This is a genomic window from Serratia sp. DFXYC6 (assembly GCF_057196085.1).
The window spans coordinates 1257269-1278779 of record NZ_JBXUNV010000001.1 but is presented as its reverse complement, the minus strand read 5'-3'; the positions used below and the strand labels follow the sequence as shown (position 1 = coordinate 1278779).

Annotated in this window: 22 protein-coding genes, 1 pseudogene and 1 other annotated feature; of the genes and pseudogenes, 13 read left to right on the top strand and 10 right to left on the bottom strand. The window is 60.3% G+C overall.

The window, feature by feature from the left end; genetic code table 11:
- Positions 1-5 precede the first annotated feature (5 nt).
- Entirely contained in the window at positions 6-596 is a 591-nt protein-coding gene (gene cobO / locus AC2CGQ_RS06290) for a cob(I)yrinic acid a,c-diamide adenosyltransferase (RefSeq protein WP_004930707.1), read from the top strand.
- 39 nt (positions 597-635) lie between these two features.
- Here the strand turns inward: cobO and rluB are convergent, their stop codons facing one another.
- From rluB to rnm, 5 genes are all read right to left on the bottom strand, one after another.
- Complete coding sequence (rluB, locus tag AC2CGQ_RS06285) at positions 636-1532, bottom strand: 23S rRNA pseudouridine(2605) synthase RluB (RefSeq protein ID WP_015378049.1); 897 nt, start codon at positions 1530-1532, stop codon at positions 636-638.
- Positions 1533-1693: 161 nt separating this feature from the next.
- Positions 1694-2491, bottom strand: a complete 798-nt coding sequence (locus AC2CGQ_RS06280) for an alpha/beta fold hydrolase (protein WP_484593519.1) — start codon at positions 2489-2491, stop codon at positions 1694-1696.
- A gap of 149 nt (positions 2492-2640) precedes the next feature.
- Positions 2641-3000 carry a Rap1a/Tai family immunity protein gene (locus tag AC2CGQ_RS06275; RefSeq protein WP_004932057.1) on the bottom strand — a complete coding sequence of 120 codons (360 nt, stop codon included), beginning with the start codon at positions 2998-3000 and terminating at the stop codon, positions 2641-2643.
- 115 nt (positions 3001-3115) lie between these two features.
- The gene (locus AC2CGQ_RS06270; protein ID WP_004932058.1) at positions 3116-3736 is read right to left on the bottom strand and encodes an L-threonylcarbamoyladenylate synthase; all 621 of its coding nucleotides are present in this window, start codon (positions 3734-3736) and stop codon (positions 3116-3118) included.
- A 47-nt stretch (positions 3737-3783) separates the two neighbouring features.
- The gene (rnm, locus tag AC2CGQ_RS06265; RefSeq protein WP_484593518.1) at positions 3784-4665 is read right to left on the bottom strand and encodes an RNase RNM; all 882 of its coding nucleotides are present in this window, start codon (positions 4663-4665) and stop codon (positions 3784-3786) included.
- A gap of 239 nt (positions 4666-4904) precedes the next feature.
- Positions 4905-5008: a sequence feature (Trp leader region), on the top strand.
- A 24-nt stretch (positions 5009-5032) separates the two neighbouring features.
- On the opposite strand from rnm, the gene AC2CGQ_RS06260 reads away from it, so the two are divergent.
- The 6 genes and pseudogenes from AC2CGQ_RS06260 (at position 5033) to AC2CGQ_RS06235 (ending at position 12125) form a co-directional block, all read left to right on the top strand.
- Complete coding sequence (locus tag AC2CGQ_RS06260; RefSeq protein ID WP_015378065.1) at positions 5033-6595, top strand: anthranilate synthase component 1; 1563 nt, start codon at positions 5033-5035, stop codon at positions 6593-6595.
- A pseudogene (gene trpD, locus AC2CGQ_RS06255) lies at positions 6595-8191 on the top strand (bifunctional anthranilate synthase glutamate amidotransferase component TrpG/anthranilate phosphoribosyltransferase TrpD). Before AC2CGQ_RS06260 ends, trpD begins: the two are co-directional and overlap by 1 nt.
- A 3-nt stretch (positions 8192-8194) precedes the next feature.
- Complete coding sequence (gene trpCF, locus AC2CGQ_RS06250) at positions 8195-9556, top strand: bifunctional indole-3-glycerol-phosphate synthase TrpC/phosphoribosylanthranilate isomerase TrpF (protein WP_031299679.1); 1362 nt, start codon at positions 8195-8197, stop codon at positions 9554-9556.
- Between the two features lie 41 nt (positions 9557-9597).
- On the top strand, positions 9598-10788 hold the full coding sequence (gene trpB / locus AC2CGQ_RS06245; RefSeq protein WP_015378068.1) for a tryptophan synthase subunit beta: 1191 nt from the start codon (positions 9598-9600) through the stop codon (positions 10786-10788).
- Positions 10788-11594: a tryptophan synthase subunit alpha gene (gene trpA / locus AC2CGQ_RS06240; RefSeq protein WP_021503826.1), complete on the top strand. Its 807-nt coding sequence runs from the start codon at positions 10788-10790 to the stop codon at positions 11592-11594. The genes trpB and trpA overlap by 1 nt, the downstream gene beginning before the upstream one ends.
- Before the next feature lie 216 nt (positions 11595-11810).
- The gene (locus AC2CGQ_RS06235) at positions 11811-12125 is read left to right on the top strand and encodes a BON domain-containing protein (protein ID WP_004932073.1); all 315 of its coding nucleotides are present in this window, start codon (positions 11811-11813) and stop codon (positions 12123-12125) included.
- Between the two features lie 44 nt (positions 12126-12169).
- Here the strand turns inward: AC2CGQ_RS06235 and ompW are convergent, their stop codons facing one another.
- On the bottom strand, positions 12170-12802 hold the full coding sequence (gene ompW / locus AC2CGQ_RS06230) for an outer membrane protein OmpW (RefSeq protein WP_004932076.1): 633 nt from the start codon (positions 12800-12802) through the stop codon (positions 12170-12172).
- A gap of 286 nt (positions 12803-13088) precedes the next feature.
- Here ompW and AC2CGQ_RS06225 point away from each other — a divergent pair, with 286 nt between their 5' ends.
- Positions 13089-13529, top strand: a complete 441-nt coding sequence (locus AC2CGQ_RS06225) for a YkgJ family cysteine cluster protein (protein ID WP_015378070.1) — start codon at positions 13089-13091, stop codon at positions 13527-13529.
- Positions 13530-13563: 34 nt separating this feature from the next.
- Entirely contained in the window at positions 13564-14316 is a 753-nt protein-coding gene (locus AC2CGQ_RS06220; protein ID WP_004932079.1) for a YciC family protein, read from the top strand.
- Between the two features lie 52 nt (positions 14317-14368).
- Here AC2CGQ_RS06220 and AC2CGQ_RS06215 read toward each other — a convergent pair whose 3' ends face one another.
- Entirely contained in the window at positions 14369-16072 is a 1704-nt protein-coding gene (locus AC2CGQ_RS06215; protein WP_484593517.1) for a SulP family inorganic anion transporter, read from the bottom strand.
- A gap of 221 nt (positions 16073-16293) precedes the next feature.
- On the opposite strand from AC2CGQ_RS06215, the gene AC2CGQ_RS06210 reads away from it, so the two are divergent.
- Together AC2CGQ_RS06210 and yciA are read left to right on the top strand one after the other, a co-directional pair.
- Positions 16294-16833 carry a septation protein A gene (locus tag AC2CGQ_RS06210; protein ID WP_004932082.1) on the top strand — a complete coding sequence of 180 codons (540 nt, stop codon included), beginning with the start codon at positions 16294-16296 and terminating at the stop codon, positions 16831-16833.
- A 76-nt stretch (positions 16834-16909) separates the two neighbouring features.
- Complete coding sequence (yciA, locus tag AC2CGQ_RS06205; protein WP_004932085.1) at positions 16910-17338, top strand: acyl-CoA thioester hydrolase YciA; 429 nt, start codon at positions 16910-16912, stop codon at positions 17336-17338.
- A gap of 67 nt (positions 17339-17405) precedes the next feature.
- Here yciA and tonB read toward each other — a convergent pair whose 3' ends face one another.
- Both tonB and AC2CGQ_RS06195 read right to left on the bottom strand, forming a co-directional pair.
- Positions 17406-18149 (bottom strand): TonB system transport protein TonB, encoded by a 744-nt coding sequence (gene tonB / locus AC2CGQ_RS06200; protein ID WP_021503828.1) that lies wholly within the window; start codon positions 18147-18149, stop codon positions 17406-17408.
- A 236-nt stretch (positions 18150-18385) separates the two neighbouring features.
- Positions 18386-19039 carry an epoxyqueuosine reductase QueH gene (locus AC2CGQ_RS06195; protein ID WP_015378073.1) on the bottom strand — a complete coding sequence of 218 codons (654 nt, stop codon included), beginning with the start codon at positions 19037-19039 and terminating at the stop codon, positions 18386-18388.
- A gap of 175 nt (positions 19040-19214) precedes the next feature.
- Here AC2CGQ_RS06195 and AC2CGQ_RS06190 point away from each other — a divergent pair, with 175 nt between their 5' ends.
- Positions 19215-19511: a YciI family protein gene (locus tag AC2CGQ_RS06190; RefSeq protein WP_004932096.1), complete on the top strand. Its 297-nt coding sequence runs from the start codon at positions 19215-19217 to the stop codon at positions 19509-19511.
- Between the two features lie 100 nt (positions 19512-19611).
- On the opposite strand, the gene AC2CGQ_RS06185 is transcribed toward AC2CGQ_RS06190, so the two are convergent.
- On the bottom strand, positions 19612-20466 hold the full coding sequence (locus AC2CGQ_RS06185; RefSeq protein ID WP_172574760.1) for a LysR substrate-binding domain-containing protein: 855 nt from the start codon (positions 20464-20466) through the stop codon (positions 19612-19614).
- A 91-nt stretch (positions 20467-20557) separates the two neighbouring features.
- Between AC2CGQ_RS06185 and AC2CGQ_RS06180 the strand changes: the two genes are divergently transcribed.
- Entirely contained in the window at positions 20558-21502 is a 945-nt protein-coding gene (locus tag AC2CGQ_RS06180) for a DMT family transporter (protein WP_076740773.1), read from the top strand.
- Positions 21503-21511: the final 9 nt, after the last annotated feature.

The following is a 21511-nucleotide window of genomic DNA, read 5'->3' as shown; positions in this document are numbered from 1 at the left end:
GTTTCATGGCGGAAGATCGTCATCAACAGCGCCAGCAGCGCCTGAAAGAACAGGTCGATGCGCGCATCGCTGCGGCGCAGGACACCCGCGGCCTGCTGCTGGTGTTTACCGGCAACGGCAAAGGCAAAACCACCGCCGCCTTCGGCACCGTCACCCGCGCGGTCGGCCACGGCATGCGCGCCGGAGTGATCCAGTTCATCAAGGGCGAATGGCCCAATGGCGAAAAGAATCTGCTGCAGCAACACGGCGTTGAATTTCAGGTGATGGCCACCGGTTTCACCTGGGAAACGCAAAACAAGGCCGGCGACACCGCCGCCTGCCAGGCGGTGTGGCAGCACGGCAAACGCATGCTGGCCGACAGCAGCCTGGATCTGGTGTTGCTGGACGAAGTGACCTACATGCTGACCTACGGCTATCTGGAACTGGAAGAGCTGAAGGAAGCACTCCTGCAACGCCCTGCGCATCAGACGGTGATCCTGACCGGGCGCGGCTGCCATCGCGATCTGTTGGAACTGGCGGATACGGTCACGGAGATGCGGCCGGTGAAACACGCGTTCGACGCGGGCGTGAAGGCGCAACAAGGGATCGATTGGTAACAAAACGTTCTGGCCCCGAACGGGGCCAGAACGGCGGGATTAGCTGCGTTTGCTTGGCTTGCCTGGTTTGCTGCCTGGCGCACTGCGGCGGCCGCTGCCGGCCACCTGCGAGTGGCGCTTGACCGCCCGGCGGATCTGGTTGGCCTTCACGCGGCGGCGCTCACGCTCCACCGGCATTTTGCTGACCGTTTCCGGTTTCAACTCCACCAGCTCGCGCAGGTAGTTGATCGCAGGCAGATCCAGTTCGGCCCAGCCGCCGCGCGGCAGGCCTTTCGGCAGATCGATGTCGCCGTAACGCACGCGGATCAGGCGGCTCACCTGCACGCCCACCGCTTCCCACAGGCGACGCACTTCACGGTTGCGGCCTTCGGTCAGGGTCACGTTGTACCACTGATTGAGGCCTTCACCGCCCTGGAAGCTGATGGTGCGGAAGGCGGCCGGGCCGTCTTCCAATTGCACGCCTTTGCTCAGCTGCTTCACTTTCGCATCGTCGACCTGGCCGAACACGCGCACCGCGTATTCGCGCTCCACTTCACGGCTCGGGTGCATCAGACGGTTGGCCAGTTCACCATCGGTAGTGAACAGCAGCAGACCGGAGGTGTTGACGTCCAGGCGCCCTACCGCCACCCAGCGCGAACCGCGCAGCTTCGGCAGGCGATCGAACACCGTCGGGCGGCCTTCAGGATCGCTGCGGGTACACAGCTCGCCTTCCGGTTTGTAGTAAGCCAGCACCCGGCAAACCACCTCTTCGGACTCTTTGATCGACAGGACATGACCGTCCAGACGAATTTTCATCGCCGGGGTCACTTCAACGCGATCGCCCAGCTTGGCGACCTTGCCGTCGACGCTGACGCGCCCGGCTTCAATCATGGTTTCGATTTCACGACGCGAGCCATGCCCGGCGCGCGCTAAAACTTTCTGTAACTTTTCGCTCATTGAGCAACCTCTAATGTCGCCTTCACAGGCGTCGGGGGGATACCGCCGTGGCCAACCGCCACCACGGTCATAATACGTTTATCAGGATCGAACCGCGTATTATACAGGCTTTCTAAGGTGTTGAAACCCACTTTATCGGCGGTGGCCCCCACAGGCGGCGTTCACGGCGCCAAAAAATCCTCCACTGCCCACAGCACCGCGTCAGGCCGTTCCAGAATACCGAGGTGAGTGCGGGCCTCCCCTAGACGCACCACGGAGAAAAACGGCTGCTCGGCGGCAAATGCCTGCTGTTGCCGCAAATAGTCGTCGTGGCGATCCAACGAGTAGATGTGCCGGCACGGCGGCGGCGCGCTCATGCCCGCCAGGCGCTGCAGCGGCGAGCCGAATTGCCGGTAGGCCTGTTCGATGGCCACCCCGGCGGCACGCCAAAGCCGGTAATCTTCCTGCGCCATCTCGACCTCCAGATGGCGTTTGACCCGATCGTGGCGGATGCCGCCCTGCCAAAAGTCGAACAAGGCGTCGCGTGCCGCCAGCCACTGCTGCGGCTGCTGCATGCGGCTCACCGCCGTAAAGAACGCCGGCTCCGGCTGCGTCATGATCCAGTCGAGAAACACCATGCCCCGTACCCGTTGCGGCAACGCTTCGGCCAACGCTACCGCCAGCCAGCTGGTGTGCGCCACCGACAGAGTGACCGCGTTATCCAAACGCAGCGCCGTCAGCAGTTGGCGCACATCCTCCAGCAAGTCGTCCGCCGTCAGCGACATATCCGTGGCTTTTGAAGACAGGCCATGGCCGCGCCAGTCGATGCTGATCACCCGATAGCGTTCGGCCGCCAGAGCGATGAACGGCTCAAACACGGTTTTCGGTTCGCACCAGCCGGGCAGCAACACCAACGTGAGCGGCCCTGAGCCGACATCCTGATAGTCGAGTATCATGTTGGCACTGTGAAATGCGGTCATATTACCTCCTGCGCGTCTCTCCCCGACCCGTTCGGGGAATACCGACGGGGATAAGGTGACAGCGCAGCAGGTATTGATCTATTGAAGTTCGTGCGGAAAGCCCCCTGGGCGCACCTTATGAAAAAATGCGCACTAATTGGAATGGGAACTTAATGGCGCACGCAAGGATAGGCGGCACTTAACGCCAGCATGATCACCGACGGTGCGGAATAATGCAGTTGCTCAGGATGCTCGTTCAAATACTGCATCACCGCGTCGGCGGCTACGCCGATGCTCATCCCGGCTTCCGGGCAGATATTGCGATTGCCCTGCATGGAATAAGTATCGAATACGCCGGCGACGTATCCCATGAACATGCCGCCATTCAGCGCTTCGGCCACGGTGGCTTCACCGCTTTTATTTTTTACGTAACCGCTGGATTCCGCCAGCAGACCACTGCCCGAATAAAACCCCGCATTTGCCATTGAGGAAAATAATAAGGCCGCTAAAAAAGAAACCTGTTTAATCATTGCTGCGCATCCTGCCCATTATCAATTCTGAAGTCTTCAAGAATAGCGGCTTTCACGCGAAATAGCGTCGCTTCAGCCGATTTTCAGACAATGGGCAAGGTGGCAACAATTGACATCAACGGAAAGGCGCCGCGTCGCCCGCCCCCTCACGCACCACTTCCGGCGAGGATTCGGTCAGATCGATCACCGTGGTCGGCTGTTGGCCAAGGAAGCCGCCGTGGATCACCAGATCGACCACCTTGCCCAAATGATCGTTGATCTCTTCCGGATCGGACTCGGCAAAATCATTGCCCGGCAGCATCAGGGTGGTGGACATCATCGGTTCGTTCAGCGCCTCCAGCAGCGCCAATGCGATCGGGTTCGACGGCACACGCAGGCCGATGGTTTTGCGCTTTTCATTCATCAGGCGGCGCGGCACTTCTTTGGTCGCTTTCAGAATGAAGGTGTAGTTGCCCGGCGTATTGTTTTTAATCAGGCGGAACGCCGTATTATCGACGTGCGCATAAGTCGACAACTCGGACAGATCGCGGCACATCAGGGTGAAATTGTGGTTGCCGTCCAACTGACGGATGCGGCAAATGCGTTCCATCGCCGCCTTTTCTTCCAGCATACAGCCCAGCGCGTAGCCGGAATCGGTGGGATAAACGATCACCCCGCCCTTGCGCAGCACCTCAACCGCCTGGTTAATCAAACGCGGCTGTGGGTTGTCCGGGTGAATATAAAAAAGCTGACTCATGACTTGCTCCTAAAATGATGCCCGCGCGCGTTGCCACGCGCGAAAAATCAGACCGCCTCGCCAGGCTGCGGCCAATCGCGCCACACCGGCTCGACCCCGCCCGGCAGCCACAGTTTGCGGCCCAGTTCGATCCACGAACAAGGCTGATGAAAATCAGATCCTTGCGAGGCCAACAGGCGGTAGTCCTGGGCGTATTTCGCCAACTGCGAGCGCTCATGCGGCGCCTGCTGACACTGCGCCACTTCCATGGCGTCGCCGCCGTGTTCGGCGAAATGCGCCAGCAAACGTTTCAACCACTTCGCGGTCAGATCGTAACGGCCGGGATGCGCTATCACCGCCTGGCCGCCCGATTGATGAATCGCATCAATGGCTTGTTCTATTGTACACCACTGCGGCGGCACGTAGCCGGTTTTGCCTTTGGCCAGATATTTCTTGAACACCTGCGCCATGTTGTCCGCCACGCCAATCTCCACCAGGTAACGGGCGAAATGGCCGCGGGTCACCGCACCGGCCCCCGCCAACCGCTGGGCGCCGGCATAGGCGTCGGGAATGCGCGCTTTACCCAGACGCGCGCCGATCTCCTGTGCCCGCCGGTTGCGACGTTCGGTTTGTTCCGCCAATAGCGCCACCAGCGCCGGGTGCGCGACGTCCATGCCCAACCCAACGATATGAATTTCATGGTTTTCCCACAGCGTCGAGATTTCCACCCCGTTGACCAGCCGCAGCGGCAACGCCTGCTCCGCAATAGCGGCGGCGGCCTCAGCCAAGCCTGCGGTGGTGTCGTGATCGGTGATCGCCAGCACACCCACGCGCATCTCTACCGCCCGCAGCACCAGCTGCGTTGGCGTCAGGTAGCCATCAGAGGCGGTCGTGTGGCTGTGGAGATCGTACAGAGTAAAAGCGGTGGATGGGGGGGTACTGTCTGTCAAAACGGCTATCCGGCAATGGCTTGGCTTTCTATCATACCCGCGATCGGCGGCCGGACGGAAATCTATTCTGCGCCAGGCAGACGATGAATAGAATTCACGCTGACCGCTAAAACATTGTGCAAAAAGAGGGTTGACTTTGCCTTCGCGAACCAGTTAACTAGTACACAAGTTCACGGCAACGGCCGTGTCGGATGAGAGTTAAAAAAGAGAGTCTGCAAATGAACACATACATTTCTCTTCACGGTTGGTGGCGTACCTCCCTCTTGCGGGCGGTGTAATCGCGCATAGCTGTCATCTGACAATGCAGATTTCCTGAGCCCGCACCTGATGCGGGCTTTTTTATGGACAGAATTCACTGGAACCACCGATGATGAACACCAAACCACAACTGACATTGCTGAAGGCGCAAGCCAGCTACCGGGGCGATCCCACCACCCTTTTCCACCAGCTGTGCGGCGCCCGTCCGGCCACCCTGCTGCTGGAGTCGGCGGAAATCAACAGCAAACAGAATCTGCAGAGCCTGCTGGTGATCGACAGCGCGCTGCGCATTACCGCACTGGGCCACACCGTCAGCGTGCAGGCGCTCACCGCCAACGGCGCGGCGCTGCTGCCGCTGCTGGACGAAGCGCTGCCGCCCGAGGTGCGCAATCAGGCACGCCCTAACGGCCGCGAGCTGACCTTCCCGGCGATCGACGAGGTGCAGGACGAAGACGCGCGCCTGCGCTCCCTGTCGGTGTTCGACGCACTGCGCACACTGCTGACGCTGGTGGACTCCCCGGCGGACGAGCGCGAAGCCGTGATGCTGGGCGGCCTGTTCGCCTATGATTTGGTCGCCGGTTTTGAAAACCTGCCGGCGCTGCGCCAGGATCAACGCTGCCCGGACTTCTGCTTCTATCTGGCGGAAACCCTGCTGGTGCTGGATCATCAACGCGGCTCGGCCCGTCTGCAGGCCAGCGTCTTCAGTGAGCAGGCGAGTGAAGCGCAGCGTTTGCAGCACCGCCTGGAACAGCTGCAGGCTGAGTTGCAACAACCCCCGCAGCCAATCCCGCACCAAACGCTGGAAAACATGCAGCTGAGCTGTAACCAGAGCGACGAAGAGTACGGCGCGGTGGTCAGCGAGCTGCAGGAAGCGATCCGCCAGGGCGAGATTTTCCAGGTGGTGCCGTCGCGCCGCTTCACCCTGCCGTGCCCGGCGCCGCTGGCGGCCTACCAAACGTTGAAAGACAACAACCCCAGCCCGTACATGTTCTTCATGCAGGATGATGACTTCACCCTGTTCGGCGCTTCGCCGGAGAGCGCGCTGAAATACGACGCGGGCAATCGCCAAATCGAAATCTACCCGATCGCCGGCACTCGCCCACGCGGCCGCCGCGCCGATGGGTCGCTGGATTTGGATCTCGACAGCCGCATCGAGCTGGAAATGCGCACCGACCACAAAGAGCTGGCCGAGCACTTGATGCTGGTCGATCTGGCGCGCAACGATCTGGCGCGCATCTGCCAGGCCGGCAGCCGCTACGTGGCCGACCTGACCAAAGTGGATCGCTATTCATTCGTCATGCACCTGGTTTCCCGCGTGGTGGGCACCCTGCGCGCCGATCTCGACGTGCTGCACGCCTACCAGGCCTGCATGAACATGGGCACCCTCAGCGGCGCGCCGAAAGTGCGGGCGATGCAGCTGATCGCCGCCTCCGAAGGCACGCGCCGCGGCAGCTACGGCGGCGCAGTGGGCTACTTCACCGCCACCGGCGATCTGGATACCTGCATCGTCATTCGCTCCGCCTACGTTGAAGATGGCATCGCCACCGTGCAAGCCGGTGCCGGCGTGGTGCTGGATTCCGTCCCGCAGGCGGAAGCCGACGAAACCCGTAATAAAGCCCGTGCCGTGCTGCGCGCCATCGCCACTGCGCACCATGCCAAGGAGGTGTTCTGATGGCCGATATCCTGCTGCTCGACAACGTCGACTCCTTTACCTACAACCTGGTCGATCAGCTGCGCGCCAGCGGCCACCAGGTGGTTATTTACCGTAATCAGATCGCCGCCGAGGTGATCATCGAGCGTCTGCAACAGATGGAACAGCCGGTGCTGATGCTGTCGCCCGGCCCTGGCGCCCCTTCCGAAGCGGGCTGTATGCCGGAACTGCTGCAGCGTCTGCGCGGCCAACTGCCGATCATCGGCATCTGCCTCGGCCACCAGGCGATCGTCGAAGCCTATGGCGGCCAGGTCGGCCAGGCGGGCGAGATCCTGCACGGCAAAGCCTCGGCGATCGCTCACGATGGCGAAGGCATGTTCGCCGGCATGGCCAATCCGCTGCCAGTGGCGCGCTACCACTCGCTGGTCGGCAGCAATATCCCGGCCGATCTCACCGTCAACGCCCGTTTCGGCGAAATGGTGATGGCGGTGCGCGACGACCGCCGCCGCGTGTGCGGCTTCCAGTTCCACCCGGAATCGATTCTGACCACCCACGGCGCGCGCCTGCTTGAGCAGACCCTGGCCTGGGCGCTGGCGAAGTAATATAAGGAACACGACGATGCAACCTATTCTTGAGAAACTGTACCGCGCCGAGTCGATGAGCCAGCAGGAAAGCCAACAGCTGTTCAGCGCCATCGTGCGCGGCGAGCTGGAGCCGAGCCAACTGGCGGCGGCGTTGATCAGCATGAAAGTCCGCGGCGAGCGCCCGGAAGAGATCGCCGGCGCCGCCAAAGCGCTGCTGGACGACGCTCAGCCGTTCCCGCGCCCTGACTATCTGTTCGCCGATATCGTCGGCACCGGCGGCGACGGCACCAACAGCATCAATATTTCCACCGCCAGCGCCTTCGTGGCGGCGGCGTGCGGCGCGAAGATCGCCAAACACGGCAACCGCAGCGTCTCTAGCCGTTCCGGCTCTTCGGATCTGCTGGCGGCGTTCGGTATCCGTCTGGATCTGCCGGCGGAAGAGGCGCGCAAGGCGTTGGACGATCTTGGCGTGTGCTTCCTGTTCGCGCCGCAGTACCACACCGGTTTTCGTCACGCCATGCCGGTGCGCCAGCAGCTGAAGACCCGCACACTGTTCAACGTGCTGGGCCCGCTGATCAACCCGGCGCGCCCGCCGCTGGCGCTGATCGGCGTTTACAGCCCGGAACTGGTGCTGCCGATTGCCGAAACCCTGCGCGTGCTGGGTTATCAGCGTGCGGCGGTGGTTCACGGCGGCGGCATGGACGAGGTGGCGATCCACGCCCCGACGCACGTGGCGGAATTGAACAACGGCGAAATCAGCAGCTACCAGCTCACGCCGCAGTCCTTCGGATTGGAAACCTATCCGCTGGAAGCCTTGCTGGGCGGTACGCCGGAAGAAAACCGTGACATTTTGGCGCGGCTGTTACAAGGTAAAGGCGAGCCGGCGCACGCCGCGGCGGTCGCGGCCAACGTCGCGTTGCTTCTGAAGTTATTCGGACATGAAGACCTGCGCCAAAATGCGCGGCAGGCACTGGATATGATCAACAGCGGGCAGGCCTATGAGCGTGTCATCGCACTGGCGGCAAGAGGATAAATGATGCAGGAAACCGTGCTACACAAGATTGTCCGCGACAAAGCGCAATGGATCGCGGCGCGACAACAGCAACAGCCCCTGGCCGGCTTTCAGAACGACATCGTGCCGAGTGAACGCAGTTTCTATCACGCGCTGCAGGGCACCCGGACGGCTTTCATTCTCGAATGCAAGAAGGCCTCGCCTTCCAAAGGGCTGATTCGCGAGAACTTTGATCCGGTAGAGATCGCCACGGTGTATAAAGATTTCGCCTCGGCGATCTCGGTGCTGACCGACGAGAAATACTTCCAGGGCAGCTTCGATTTCCTGCCGCTGGTCAGTAAAGCCGTCAGCCAACCGGTGTTGTGCAAAGACTTTATCATCGATCCATATCAGATTTACCTGGCGCGCTACTATCAGGCCGATGCCATCCTGCTGATGCTGTCGGTGTTGACCGACGACCAGTATCGCCAACTGGCGGCGGTAGCCCACAGCCTGAATATGGGCGTGCTGACCGAAGTGATCAGTGAAGAAGAACTGCAGCGCGCGATCGCGCTGGAAGCGCGCGTGGTCGGCATCAACAACCGCGATCTGCGCGATCTGAGCATCGATCTGAACCGCACCCGCCAGCTGGCGCCGCGCGTGCCGCATGGCGTGACGGTGATCAGCGAGTCAGGCATCAACAACTATGGGCAGATCCGCGAGCTGAGCCATTACGCCAACGGCTTCCTGATCGGCAGCGCGCTGATGTCGGAACCCGATCTGCGCGCCGCCGTGCGCCGCGTGATCCTCGGCGACAACAAAGTGTGCGGCCTGACTCGTCCGCAGGACGCCGCCGCCGCCTATCAGGCCGGCGCCATCTACGGCGGGCTAATCTTCGTCGGCCGTTCACCGCGCTATGTGGACATCACCCGCGCCCGCGAAGTGATCTCCGGCGCGCCGCTGAAGTATGTCGGCGTGTTCTGCGACGCCCAGCTCGATACCGTGGCGTTGACCGTTGAGCGCCTCGGGCTGCACGCGGTGCAACTGCACGGCGCGGAAGACCAGGCCTATATCAGCGCCCTGCGCGCCCGTTTGCCGGCCGATTGCCGCATCTGGAAAGCGCTGAGCGTGAAAGATCGAGTGCCGGCGCGCGATCTGCAGCATGTCGATCGCTACCTGCTCGACAACGGCGCCGGCGGCACCGGCCAACGCTTCGACTGGTCGGTATTGCAAGGCGAAGATCTGACTAACGTGATGCTGGCGGGCGGCCTGCGCGCCGACAACTGCGTCGAAGCGGCCAAGCTCGGCTGCGCCGGGCTGGACTTCAACTCCGGCGTGGAAAGCGAACCGGGCATCAAAGATCCCGCGCGCCTGGCCTCGGTCTTCCAGACCCTGCGCGCCTACTGAATACGGCTCTATATTAATAACGGATAATAACGGGAACTCTCATGACGCTGCTTAACCCCTACTTCGGCGAATTTGGTGGCCAATACGTGCCGCAAATTCTGATGCCGGCCCTGAAACAACTGGAAGAAGCCTTTGTCAGCGCCCAGCGCGATCCGGCGTTTCAGGCGGAATTTATCGATCTGTTGAAGAACTACGCGGGCCGCCCGACGGCGCTGACGCTGTGCAAAAACCTCACTGCCGGCAGCAACACCAAGCTTTATCTGAAGCGTGAAGACCTGCTGCACGGCGGCGCACACAAGACCAACCAGGTGCTGGGTCAGGCCTTGCTGGCCAAGCGCATGGGCAAAACCGAGATCATCGCGGAAACCGGCGCCGGCCAACACGGCGTCGCGTCAGCGCTGGCCTGCGCGCTGCTCGGCCTGAAATGCCGCATCTATATGGGTGCCAAAGACGTTGAGCGCCAGTCGCCGAACGTCTTCCGCATGCGGCTGATGGGCGCGGAAGTGATCCCGGTGCACAGCGGCTCCGCTACGCTGAAAGACGCCTGCAACGAAGCGCTGCGCGACTGGTCCGGCAGCTATGAAACCGCCCACTATATGCTCGGCACCGCCGCCGGCCCGCACCCGTACCCCACCATCGTGCGTGAATTCCAGCGCATGATCGGCGAAGAAACCAAAGCGCAGGTGCTGGAGCGCGAAGGCCGCCTGCCGGATGCCGTCATCGCCTGCGTCGGCGGCGGCTCCAACGCCATCGGCATGTTCGCCGATTTTATCGATGACGCCGAAGTGGGTCTGATCGGCGTGGAACCCGCCGGTCTGGGCATCGAAACCGGTCAGCACGGCGCGCCGCTCAAGCATGGCCACGTCGGCATCTACTTCGGCATGAAAGCGCCGATGATGCAGACCGCCGAAGGCCAGATTGAAGAATCCTATTCAATCTCCGCCGGGTTGGACTTCCCGTCCGTCGGGCCGCAGCACGCCTTCCTGAACAGTATCGGCCGCGCCGAATACGTGTCGATCACCGACGACGAAGCGCTGGAAGCGTTCAAGGCGCTGTCGCGCCATGAAGGCATCATCCCGGCGCTGGAATCCTCACACGCCCTGGCGCACGCGCTGAAAATGATCCGTGAAACGCCGCAGAAAGAACAGATCCTGGTGGTCAACCTGTCCGGCCGCGGCGACAAAGACATATTTACCGTTCACGACATTTTGAAAGCACGGGGAGAAATCTGATGGAACGTTATCAGCAACTGTTCAAACGCCTGGAAAGCAACAAGGAAGGCGCCTTCGTCCCGTTCGTGACGCTGGGCGATCCTAATCCGACGCTGTCGCTGCAGATTATCGACACCCTGATCGAAGCGGGCGCGGATGCGCTGGAGCTGGGCATCCCCTTCTCCGATCCGCTGGCGGATGGCCCAACCATCCAGAGCGCGACGCTGCGCGCTTTCGCCGCCGGCGTCACGCCGACTCAGTGCTTCGAGATGCTGGCGGCCATCCGCCAGAAGCACCCGACCATTCCCATCGGCCTGCTGATGTACGCTAATCTGGTGTTCCATAAAGGCATCGATGGGTTTTACCAACGCTGCGCCGAAGTGGGCGTGGATTCGGTGCTGGTCGCCGACGTGCCGTTTGAAGAGTCTGCGCCGTTCCGCGCCGCCGCCGCTCGTCACGGTATCGCACCCATCTTCATCTGCCCGCCGAACGCCGATGACGATCTGCTGCGCGAAATCGCTTCGCACGGCCGCGGCTATACCTACCTGCTGTCGCGCGCCGGCGTCACCGGCACCGAAAGCCGGGCGCAGCTGCCGCTGCATCACCTGGTGAACAAGCTGCGCGAGTATCATGCCGCGCCGCCGCTGCAGGGCTTCGGCATCTCCGAGCCCGAGCAGGTGAAGGCCGCGCTGCAGGCCGGGGCCGCCGGCGCGATCTCCGGCTCGGCCATCGTCAAAATCATCGAACAGCACCATGCCAACCCGACGGAGATGCTGACCAGGCTGGCGGCCTTCGTCAGCAATATGAAGCGCGCCACCCGGGCGTGATCCTCTCCAGCGAGCGCCCCGCCGGCGCTCGCTTTAACAGCTTGTTTCCCCTCAAAGTTTGTTCCATTTATTTACAGCAAAAATTTGAACAAACGCAGGTCTTGTCTCACAATGAACTTTGTTCGCTATGCATTTCTTCGTTTGATTTGGGGAATGCGCTCGCTGCGGCGAAAAACCGTACGAGTTTCAACCATAACATTGCATGGAGAGTAATTTATGAAGCTTTTTAAAACCCTTTCGGCCTTGTGCATGGCCGCCGTTGTGGCGGTCGCGGTGAGCGCTTGCGCGCCGACGGCGAAATCTGAGGGAACGGGCGGTTATATCGATGACACGGTGATCACCACCAAAGTGAAATCGGCACTGCTGGCGGATAAAAACATCAAGTCACGTGAGATCAGCGTGGAAACCTTTAAAGGGCGCGTTCAGCTGAGCGGTTTCGTGACGTCCAGCGATGACGCCAATCGTGCGGTGCAGGTCACTCGCGGCGTTGCCGGCGTGAAATCTGTTGAAAACGTGATGCAACTTAAATAATACCGACACAGGGAGGCGCAACGCCTCCCTGTTTGTGGCCTTCATCAGAAGCGGTAACCCGCCCCGAACATGAACACCCACGGATCCAGACGCGTATCGAAGCTGTGGTGCCCACCGTTCGCATCGTTGAAGCGAGTTTTGGTTTCGATGTTCATCCACCACACCGACATGTTCAGCATCCAGTGCTCATCCAGGTTGTAATCCAGGCCGGCCTGCGCCGCCACGCCCCAGGAATCTTTCAGATCGAGGTTGCTCAACCCGGCGCTTTTGCCGTAGTCATTGAACTTCTCGTCAAAGAAAGTGGTGTAGTTAACGCCGACGCCCAGGTAAGGACGCAGCTTATCCTGCTTGTCGCCGAAATAGTATTGCGCCATCAGCGTAGGCGGCAGTTGGTGAACGGTCGCCAAATCAGTGCCGCCCAGCGTAACCTTGTGGCGGAATGGCGTCGCGGCCAACAACTCAACGCCGATGTTGTCCGTCACCATGTAACCGAAGGTCAGACCGAGCTGGGTGTTGTTTTTCGCATCCAGCGAACCCAACCCCAACACGTTGTCCGAACCTGCATTTGGACGCACCGTCGCGGTGCCCGCGCGGAACAGGAAATCACCGGCCTGATGCGCACTTGCCAACATAGGCGCCATCATCGTCGCCAATACCATCAGAGTTGTCTTTTTCATTATCCATTCCATTTGTGTGGTTAATCGCTCGAGGGGGAATATACCTACTTTCGGGTATTTGTGATCCCATCGAGATCACATCTTATGTGTAAAAATTTAAAATCCCACTAAAAACAAGGTTACCTAACCGTCTAATAAATCAAGGATTGATCTGCATCAAAAAATCGATTTTGTTGCAAATTATCTACATGTTCAAATTTCTGTTGCGGAGAAAAATGCGGCTGAGGTAATTTCATTTTCCGTGTTGGTTTTGGTTGGTGCCGTGAGGAGTCGGTGGGCAATCAAGATGAGCGAAATCCTTAATCCCTGTGTCAGCTGCGGCGCATGCTGCGGTTATTTTCGAGTGTCATTCTATTGGGCCGAAGCCGAAGACGGCGGCGGCACCGTTCCCCTTTCCTTAACAGAGCCTTTGACCCCGTTCCTGCGCTGCATGCAGGGGACCAACAGCAAGTCCCCCCGCTGCAGCGCGCTGGACGGTGAAATAGGTAAAGCCGTTTCCTGCTCGATCTACCTTAATCGGCCCAGCCCGTGCAGGGAGTTCGATCAGTCCGGTGAAAACGGCCTGCGCAACGAAGCCTGCGATCGCGCCCGCGAACGCTACGGCCTGCCGCCGTTGCCGGTGACCTTGCCGCTTTCGCTGCCTGAGACGACGATCGTTGAAGAAATAGGCGTAGTGCAATTCGCGGGGTGCCACAGCGGCGTGGAACAGGGTACAATCACCCACTGATTTATCTCTGTTTTCCCGACGCCAAGGAGTCTGCATGCCTATCACGGCCAACGCTTTGTACCGTGACAGTTTTAACTTTTTACGCAACCAACTGGCCAGCATCCTGATGCTGGCGCTGTTGACGGCGTTTATCTCCGTGCTGCTGAATCAGGCCTTCAGCCCTGATGCCGAACAGTTGGCGACGCTCGCTGCCACCACCAGCGATTTCGCCTCGTCTACCGGCATGGGCATTCAGGAAGTGATCCAGCAGATGACGCCGGAACAGCAGATGGTGTTGCTGAAAGTGTCGGCGGCCGCCACCTTCTCTGCGCTGGTCGGCAACGTGCTGCTGGTCGGCGGGATGCTGACGCTGATCCGTCTGGTGTCGCAAGGGCAACGCACCAGCGCCCTGCGCGCGCTCGGCGCCTCGGCGCCCGACTTGCCGCGCCTGCTGCTGCTGCTGTTTATCTGCACCCTGCTGATCCAGCTCGGCCTGACGCTGTTTGTGGTGCCGGGCGTGCTGATGGCTATCGCCTTCGCGCTGGCGCCGGTGATCGCCTCCGTCGACAAAAAAGGCGTGTTCGCTTCGCTCAAGTTGAGCAGCAAACTGGCCTTCGCCAATGCGCGCGTGATTGTGCCGGCGATGATGCTGTGGCTGGCGGCCAAGCTGCTGGTGCTGTTCCTGGTGAGCCATCTGTCGGTGCTGACGCCGAACGTCGCCAGCGTGGTGTTGACCGCGTTGAGCAACCTGGTGTCCGCCCTGCTGCTGATCTATCTGTTCCGTCTGTATATGCTGCTGCGCGGCTAAGGCCGGCGCCACCAAAACCCAAGGGGCACGCTTCGGCGCGCCCCTTTTTTGTTTACCCCGCCGTGGCGGCTTCCGCCTGCTCCTTACTCTGAATCAGCTTCAGCGCCAGATACAGGTCCGGCACCAAAATCAGCTCTTTGTCACGCCCCAATCGGTTGATGCGGAACCAGCGCGTCAGCTCGGTGCGGCGCCCCGCCAGCACCAGCCTTACGTTACGCTGTAACAAATCGCGTTTCAGTTCGTCGATGGCCGCCAGCACGCTGATGTCGGCATGGGTAAAGCTGGCCACCGCGTCCACCACCACCCAGCGCGGCTGGAACGGCGTGCCGTCGACCAAATTGAGGATGCGGCGTTTAAAATACGCCACGTTGAAATAGGTCAGCGGCGAATTGAAGCGATACATCATGACGCCAGGTACCGCCTTCACCCCATTGTTATTGCCCATGGAATGGATCATGCCTTCATCGTTGACGCCCAGCAGTTGTTCCGTCGGCCGGAAGACGGTGCGCAGAAACTGCATCAGCCCCAGCAACACCGCCAGCCCGATGCCGCTGATCACGCCCACCAGCAGCACGCTGAGGAAGGTAAACAGCGCCAGGCGGAACGCCTGCGCGTTGCGACGGCGCAAGATCCAGATGCCGCGAATGTCCAGCAGCGACCAGGCCGCATACATCAGCACCACACCCAATCCCGCCACAGGAATAAACTGCAGCGGCGCCATCAGGAACAGCAAGACAAAGGCGATGACAGCGGCGGCGATGATCGACACCAACTGGCTCTTGCCGCCGTTGGCGTCATTCACCGCGGTGCGAGAATCTGCGCCGCTGATGGCGAAACCTTGCGACAGTGCAGAGACGATATTCACCAGTCCCAGCGCGCGAAACTCAGCGTCGGCGTTCACCTCATAACCGTTTTTGGCGGCGAAGCTGCGGGCGGTGAGCATCATGCTGACAAAGCTCACGACCGCCAGGTTAAGCGCCGGGATCACCATATCGCGCAGCAAACCAGGCTGGAAGTCCGGCCACTGGACGATCGGCAGCACGCCGCTGAAACCGCCCACCGTCACCACGCCATGCTGCTGCAGGCCGCCCGCCCAAGTCACGAACGCCGCCAGCACGATAGCGAACAGCGGCGCCGGCCAATTAGGCCGCCATTTTTTAAATCCAAGCAGCGTCACCAGCGTCAGCAACGACACCGCCATCGTCAGCCAGTCGCTGTGCAGCAGGTTACCGGGCAGCGCGTAGATGCGCTCGATCAACTGTGCCGGGCGCATCGTAAACCCCAACACCTTGCCAATCTGATCGACGATAATGGTGATCGCCACCCCGTTCAGCAGCCCGCTGAGGATCGGCCGCGACAGCAGATCCGCCAGCGCCCCCAGCTTGAACCGGCTGGCCAGCAGGCACCAACCGCCCATCATGGCGGTCATCATGATGGTCAATTGCCAATGGCGTTCCATATTGCCCGCCGCCAGCGGCGTCACCACCGCGGCGATCACCGCACAGGTGGCGGCATCGGGCCCGACGATCAGCTGGCGTGACGAGCCGAACAGCGCATAGGCCACCATCGGCAAGACGCAGGAATAGAGCCCCACCACCGGGCTGACCCCGGCCAACTCTGCGTAGGCGATAGCCACCGGCAACGCCACGGCGGCGACGGAAAGACCGGCGCGAATATCCGGCTTGAGCCAGCTGCGTTGATAGCCCAATAAATGCGTCAAACCAGGCGTCAGGGCCTGGAGAGATTTCCACTGCATGCTGTTTTCCGCGGTAAATTATCTGGTTATTATGACGCTTACTATGCGGCCTGCGGCCCGCGCTGGCAATGCGCCCGCGCTTTCTTGCGTAAGTTTATGCAAATTCCTGCTTTCGCGGCAGAAATCCGCCGGCCAAACGCCGATAATCGGCAACGCCCGGCGGTACACAGAGCTCGCCGAATCCGGTATAGTCGGCCGATGAACAGATGATGGATTGATTTATGAAGCAGTTTCTTGATTTCCTCCCGCTAATTGTCTTTTTCGCTTTTTACAAGCTGTACGACATTTACGTCGCTTCCGGCGCGTTGATTGTCGCCACCGCGCTGGCGCTGGTGTTCACCTGGGTGAAATACCGCAAGGTCGAGAAGATGACGCTGATCACCTTCCTGATGGTGCTGGTGTTCGGCACCCTGACGCTGGTGTTCCACAACGATTTGTTCATCAAATGGAAGGTCACGGTGATTTACGCGCTGTTCGCGCTGGCGCTGCTGATCAGCCAATGGGTGCTCAAAAAACCGCTGGTTCAGCGCATGCTGGGTAAAGAGCTGACGCTGCCGGACAAAGTGTGGAGCAACCTTAACCTGGCCTGGGCGGTCTTCTTCCTGGCCTGCGGCCTGGCGAATATCTATGTCGCCTTCTGGCTGCCGCAAAGCGTCTGGGTCAATTTCAAAGTCTTTGGCCTGACGGTGCTGACGCTGGTCTTCACCCTCCTCAGCGGTATCTATATTTACCGGCACATGCCGGAAGAACAGAAAAAATAGTTACAAAATTGTTAATGCCTGCGGCGCTTGCCGCGGGCAGTATGATGTTATTTCCTCCTTTTAAAAGCAGACTGCTATGACACAACAACGACCTTTACCCAGCGGCGAGCTGGTGCTGCGCACGCTGGCGATGCCGGCCGATACCAATGCCAACGGTGATATCTTCGGCGGCTGGCTGATGTCGCAAATGGACATCGGCGGCGCTATCCAGGCAAAAGAGATCGCCGAGGGGCGCGTAGTGACGGTACGCGTAGACGGCATGACCTTCCTGAAACCGGTGGCGGTAGGCGACGTGGTTTGCTGCTATGCGCACTGCATTCGCACCGGACGCAGCTCGATCACCATCAATATCGAAGTGTGGGTCAAAAAAGTCTCTTCCGCCCCGATCGGCCAGCGCTACCGGGCGACCGAAGCGGTGTTCACCTATGTGGCGGTCGATGCGGAAGGCAACTCGCGCGCGCTGCCTGAGGGCAAAATGAATTTCCGCGTCGGCTTCGAAGAATAAACTGACGCTACACTGCAAATGCAAAAAGGGTCGCCGAGGCGACCCTTTCTTTTTGGTATGACCAAACTCAGTTCAATTCGGTGGTGCCGTTCAACTTGAAGCGGATAGTGACGGTGCGATCTTTCGCTTCTTTGGCTTCATAGCGCCATTTACGCATCGCCTGCTTCACTTCACGTTCAAACATGTTGCGCGGTTCGGCCGACAAGATACGCACGTTGCTGACGCGCCCGTCGCTGTCGATATCAAACTGCACCCGCACGCTGCCTTCGATCTGTAAAGCCTGGGCCCGCGGCGGATAGAGCGGATTGGCGCGGCTGATCGGCCTTGGGCCGAGCTCGCGCGAGTTGCCCTGCACCGGCGCGGCAGGCGCCTGTTTCACCGGCGCTTTGTCGATCGGCTTGGCCGGCGAGTCGTTGTTGAACGGCGACGGTTCGCGCGGCTCGACTTTTTTCGGCTCCGGTTTCACCGGTTTTTCGACCTTCGGCTTCGGCTTGGGTTTCGGTTTCGGCTTGACCGGCTCCGGCTTCACAATCGCCTTCGGCGGCGGCTCCACAATAGGTTCCGGTTCTGGCTCCGGCTCAGGTTCGACCTGCGGCGGCTCCGGCTCGGCCGGTGCCGGCGGCGGCGGTTCGGCCATCGCGGCGGTATTGACCATCATGACGCTGATCGGCGCGTCCTCTGGCTTCGGCAGCTCCACCACTTCTTTTACCGAAGCGTAAAGCAATCCCGCCACCAGGGCGCTGTGCAGGCCTACGGACAAGACGAAAGGCACGGATATACGGCGATTAAGGAACATCTTTTTTAGCGGCATAATGATTCTGTTTCCTCTGGTTCGCCAAGTTTAAATGCAAATAGCAATCATATTCAATAACGAAAGGCAAACTATCGCTTTAATCGTCAGTATGCGCGGCGAAAACCAGCAAACTCATAAGGATATTAACCTGGCCGTTGCTTTTTTACCGCCGGGGCGACACGCTTTATTAACGTCTGGCCAGGCGTCAAAAAGTAAAAAACCCGCCGGAGCGGGTTAATTTCGGTGAGTCAGCGTTATTCTTCATCGCCATAGTAAAGCACGCCCAGCTTGATCAGCGGCCGCCCTTGCGCCTTACGGTGCAGGTTGGTGTCGCGCAGCGAATAGACGCAGCCGCAGTATTCCTGCTGATAGAAGCGTTCGCGCTTGCTGATCTCTATCATGCGCGACGAACCGCCCTTCTTGCGCCAGTTGTAATCCCAGTACACCAGATCGGGGTACTTTTCCGCCGCACGGATGCCGCAGTCGGTGATCTGCTGCATGTTCTTCCAGCGCGAGATGCCCAGCGAGCTGGAGATAGTGTCGTAACCATGCTCATGCGCATACAGCGCCGTGCGCTCGAAACGCATATCAAAACACATGGTGCAACGAATGCCGCGCTCCGGCTCATTCTCCATCCCCTTGGCGCGGGCGAACCAGTTGTCGGTGTCGTAATCGGCATCGATAATCGGCACCCCGTGCTGCTCAGCGAAACGGATGTTCTCTTCTTTACGCAGCAGATACTCTTTTTGCGGGTGAATGTTGGGGTTATAGAAGAAAATGGCATACTCGATCCCGGAGGCCTGAATCGCTTCCATCACCTCGCCGGAACAGGGCGCACAGCACGAATGCAGCAGCAGTTTGTTTTTGCCCGCCGGCAAATCGAGTTTTTCCCTTACCAGTTCCGTCATGTCCTCACCTCAATGGCATATCAGTTTAAGCGCGCCGCACTATACGAATAAAAAGTAGCGGCTTCAAGGCATAAGCGCCAATCCGCCGGGAAATTCGCCCTATGCCGTTCCCCTGCCGCGCCTTTTGCGCTACCTTGGTAGCACCGTTTTATAGCCATGATTTTAAAGGTGAAACATGCTTTATCTGATCTACGCGCAAGACGTCCCCAATTCGCTGGAAAACCGTCTGGCGGTGCGCCCGGCACACCTGGCGCGCCTGCAGGCGCTGCGCGACGCCGGCCGTCTGGTGGTCGCCGGCCCTAACCCGGCCATCGACAGCAACGATCCCGGCGCCGCCGGCTTTACCGGTTCGACGGTGATCGCCGAATTCGCCTCGCTGGCGGAAGCCCAGGCCTGGGCGCAGCAGGATCCCTATATCGCCGCCGGCGTCTATGCCGACGTGACGGTGAAACCGTTCAAACAGGTGTTCTGATATCCAGACCGCCCAATACCGGGAACGCCCCGCGATACAGCGTTCCCGGATCCAGCCACCTCTCTCCGTCACCTTCGTGCTCGATTCGTCTTGCCGATATTCATGTTCCCCACCGTAAATACTCACCGATGACGCTTTCCAGCATCGCCACCGCCGGTTGGCTGGCGGCCGTGGCAGAACGGAGCAGTTGCACTTCATGTGGTGTGACCGACGGCAATTCGTCGAGTATCCGCATCGCCGCCGAAATCCGTGCGCGATCGAGCAGCGTGACGGCCAATCCTGCCTCAACGGCAGCCGCCACCACGCTGGCCGAAGGGCTGCTCACAACCACACGCCAATGCCTTCCCGCCCTGGTCAATGCATCGATCATAGCCTCACGATAAGGGCAATCGGCGGCATGCAACGCCAGCGGCAGTGGCCGGTTAGCCTGCAGCGCCAGCGAACGGCCTCCGGCCCACACCGGCGCAGTCACCGCGAGCGGTGTCTGGCACGGTTTCCCCGAGGGTTGAACCACCAGCGCGAGATGCAGCCGATTACGGCCAACTTGTTCCGCCAGCGCCTGACTGGCAGCGGTAGAGACCTCCAGTTCCACCGCGGGAAAACTGTCGGCAAACCGCGGCAAAATATGGCGTATCACATGGGAAGCGTACTCATCAGGCAACCCCAATTTGATATGGCCGCTTAGCGGCGCGCCCTGCAGTTCCCGCAGAATATCGTCATGGGCGCTCAGCAGCCCGAGCGTCGAAGCCAGCAGCTTGTGGCCCAGCGGCGTCAACGCCACGGACTGATTGTCACGCTCCAGCAAGCGGCCGCCCGCCACCTGTTCCAGGCGCCGGATATGCACGCTCACGGCGGCGGGGCTGCGATTGACAAATGCCGCCGCCGCGCGAAATTGCCCCAAACGCGCAATAGCGTGAAAAGTGCGCAAGAGATCGATATCCAATGTCGGCCGCATAATTTAACTCCATTAAACAACTGAACGAAAATTATTCGATTTATTAAATTATAGCCACTCACTACCATCGGGCGGAAAGGAGGTGACCATCATGTCCCTGCCACCATTTCGCCCCTCTTCCCACCGCGGCAAAGCCGCCCTCTGGCTGGCTGCGGCCGAGGTCCTGCTGATCGTGGCCTGGAGCTCCGGCTTCGTCGGCATCCGCTTCGCCGCCGATTACGCGCCGGTGTTGCTGGTGGCGTTCTGGCGCTGCGTGGTGGTCGCGTTCGCGTTGCTGCCGCTTAGTGTGCGTGCCATCAGGCGCGCATCTCCGCTGACGATAGCTGTTCACGCCGGGATTGGGTTGCTCGCCATGACCGGTTACCTGACCGGCGTCAGCAAAGGCATCGAATATGGCGTGCCGGCCGGGTTGGCCGCGCTCATCGCCGATTTGCTCCCACTCGGCACCGCGCTGCTGAGCATGCTGTTGCAACGCCGCTTGCCCGATGGCCGCGTTTGGTCCGGGTTAGCCTTGGGGGTTAGCGGGGTAACGCTGGCGACCGGCAGCGCCATCTCATGGGGAGACGCCCCATTGTGGAGTTACCTGTTGCCACTGGCGGGGATGTTGGCGCTGGCGCTGGCAACGCTGTGGCAGGAACGGCTGCCGCAGACGCAAGCAATGAGTTTGCCATCCTCGCTGGGGATACAAAGCGCGGTTTCCGCGCTGGCTTTCGCCGCCATGGCCGGCGCGGAAGGCCCGCTGCTGCCAACGGTAACGACGGGGTTTGTGATCGGCGTGCTTTGGACCGCGCTACTGGCGACGCTGGCCGGCTACGGTCTGTACTGGTTTTGTCTAAGGCTCACTTCTGCGCTGCGCGTGACGAGCCTGCTGTTTCTCAGCCCCTTCGTCACCTTCTGCTGGGCAGGGTTAATGTTCAATGAACCCCTTTCCTGGCCCATGCTGCTAGGCGCGGCGGTGGCAGGAAGCGGTTTATGGCTGCTAATCCGTCCCGCCGGGCGGGATGAGCCCAAAACAGCGCAACGCGCTGAAAAATGACGGATAAGG

Excerpts from the sequence above, each read along its gene's own strand:
- rluB (WP_015378049.1), bottom strand. The coding sequence starts at position 1,532 with ATGAGCGAAAAGTTACAGAAAGTTTTAGCGCGCGCCGGGCATGGCTCG.
- AC2CGQ_RS06270 (WP_004932058.1), bottom strand. The coding sequence starts at position 3,736 with ATGAGTCAGCTTTTTTATATTCACCCGGACAACCCACAGCCGCGTTTG.
- trpCF (WP_031299679.1), top strand. The coding sequence starts at position 8,195 with ATGCAGGAAACCGTGCTACACAAGATTGTCCGCGACAAAGCGCAATGG.
- AC2CGQ_RS06275 (WP_004932057.1), bottom strand. The coding sequence starts at position 3,000 with ATGATTAAACAGGTTTCTTTTTTAGCGGCCTTATTATTTTCCTCAATG.
- AC2CGQ_RS06190 (WP_004932096.1), top strand. The coding sequence starts at position 19,215 with ATGCTTTATCTGATCTACGCGCAAGACGTCCCCAATTCGCTGGAAAAC.
- AC2CGQ_RS06225 (WP_015378070.1), top strand. The coding sequence starts at position 13,089 with ATGAGCGAAATCCTTAATCCCTGTGTCAGCTGCGGCGCATGCTGCGGT.
- AC2CGQ_RS06185 (WP_172574760.1), bottom strand. The coding sequence starts at position 20,466 with ATGCGGCCGACATTGGATATCGATCTCTTGCGCACTTTTCACGCTATT.
- AC2CGQ_RS06260 (WP_015378065.1), top strand. The coding sequence starts at position 5,033 with ATGATGAACACCAAACCACAACTGACATTGCTGAAGGCGCAAGCCAGC.
- AC2CGQ_RS06180 (WP_076740773.1), top strand. The coding sequence starts at position 20,558 with ATGTCCCTGCCACCATTTCGCCCCTCTTCCCACCGCGGCAAAGCCGCC.
- tonB (WP_021503828.1), bottom strand. The coding sequence starts at position 18,149 with ATGCCGCTAAAAAAGATGTTCCTTAATCGCCGTATATCCGTGCCTTTC.
- AC2CGQ_RS06195 (WP_015378073.1), bottom strand. The coding sequence starts at position 19,039 with ATGACGGAACTGGTAAGGGAAAAACTCGATTTGCCGGCGGGCAAAAAC.
- AC2CGQ_RS06215 (WP_484593517.1), bottom strand. The coding sequence starts at position 16,072 with ATGCAGTGGAAATCTCTCCAGGCCCTGACGCCTGGTTTGACGCATTTA.
- ompW (WP_004932076.1), bottom strand. The coding sequence starts at position 12,802 with ATGAAAAAGACAACTCTGATGGTATTGGCGACGATGATGGCGCCTATG.
- cobO (WP_004930707.1), top strand. The coding sequence starts at position 6 with ATGGCGGAAGATCGTCATCAACAGCGCCAGCAGCGCCTGAAAGAACAG.
- trpB (WP_015378068.1), top strand. The coding sequence starts at position 9,598 with ATGACGCTGCTTAACCCCTACTTCGGCGAATTTGGTGGCCAATACGTG.
- trpA (WP_021503826.1), top strand. The coding sequence starts at position 10,788 with ATGGAACGTTATCAGCAACTGTTCAAACGCCTGGAAAGCAACAAGGAA.
- AC2CGQ_RS06235 (WP_004932073.1), top strand. The coding sequence starts at position 11,811 with ATGAAGCTTTTTAAAACCCTTTCGGCCTTGTGCATGGCCGCCGTTGTG.
- AC2CGQ_RS06280 (WP_484593519.1), bottom strand. The coding sequence starts at position 2,491 with ATGACCGCATTTCACAGTGCCAACATGATACTCGACTATCAGGATGTC.
- AC2CGQ_RS06210 (WP_004932082.1), top strand. The coding sequence starts at position 16,294 with ATGAAGCAGTTTCTTGATTTCCTCCCGCTAATTGTCTTTTTCGCTTTT.
- AC2CGQ_RS06220 (WP_004932079.1), top strand. The coding sequence starts at position 13,564 with ATGCCTATCACGGCCAACGCTTTGTACCGTGACAGTTTTAACTTTTTA.
- yciA (WP_004932085.1), top strand. The coding sequence starts at position 16,910 with ATGACACAACAACGACCTTTACCCAGCGGCGAGCTGGTGCTGCGCACG.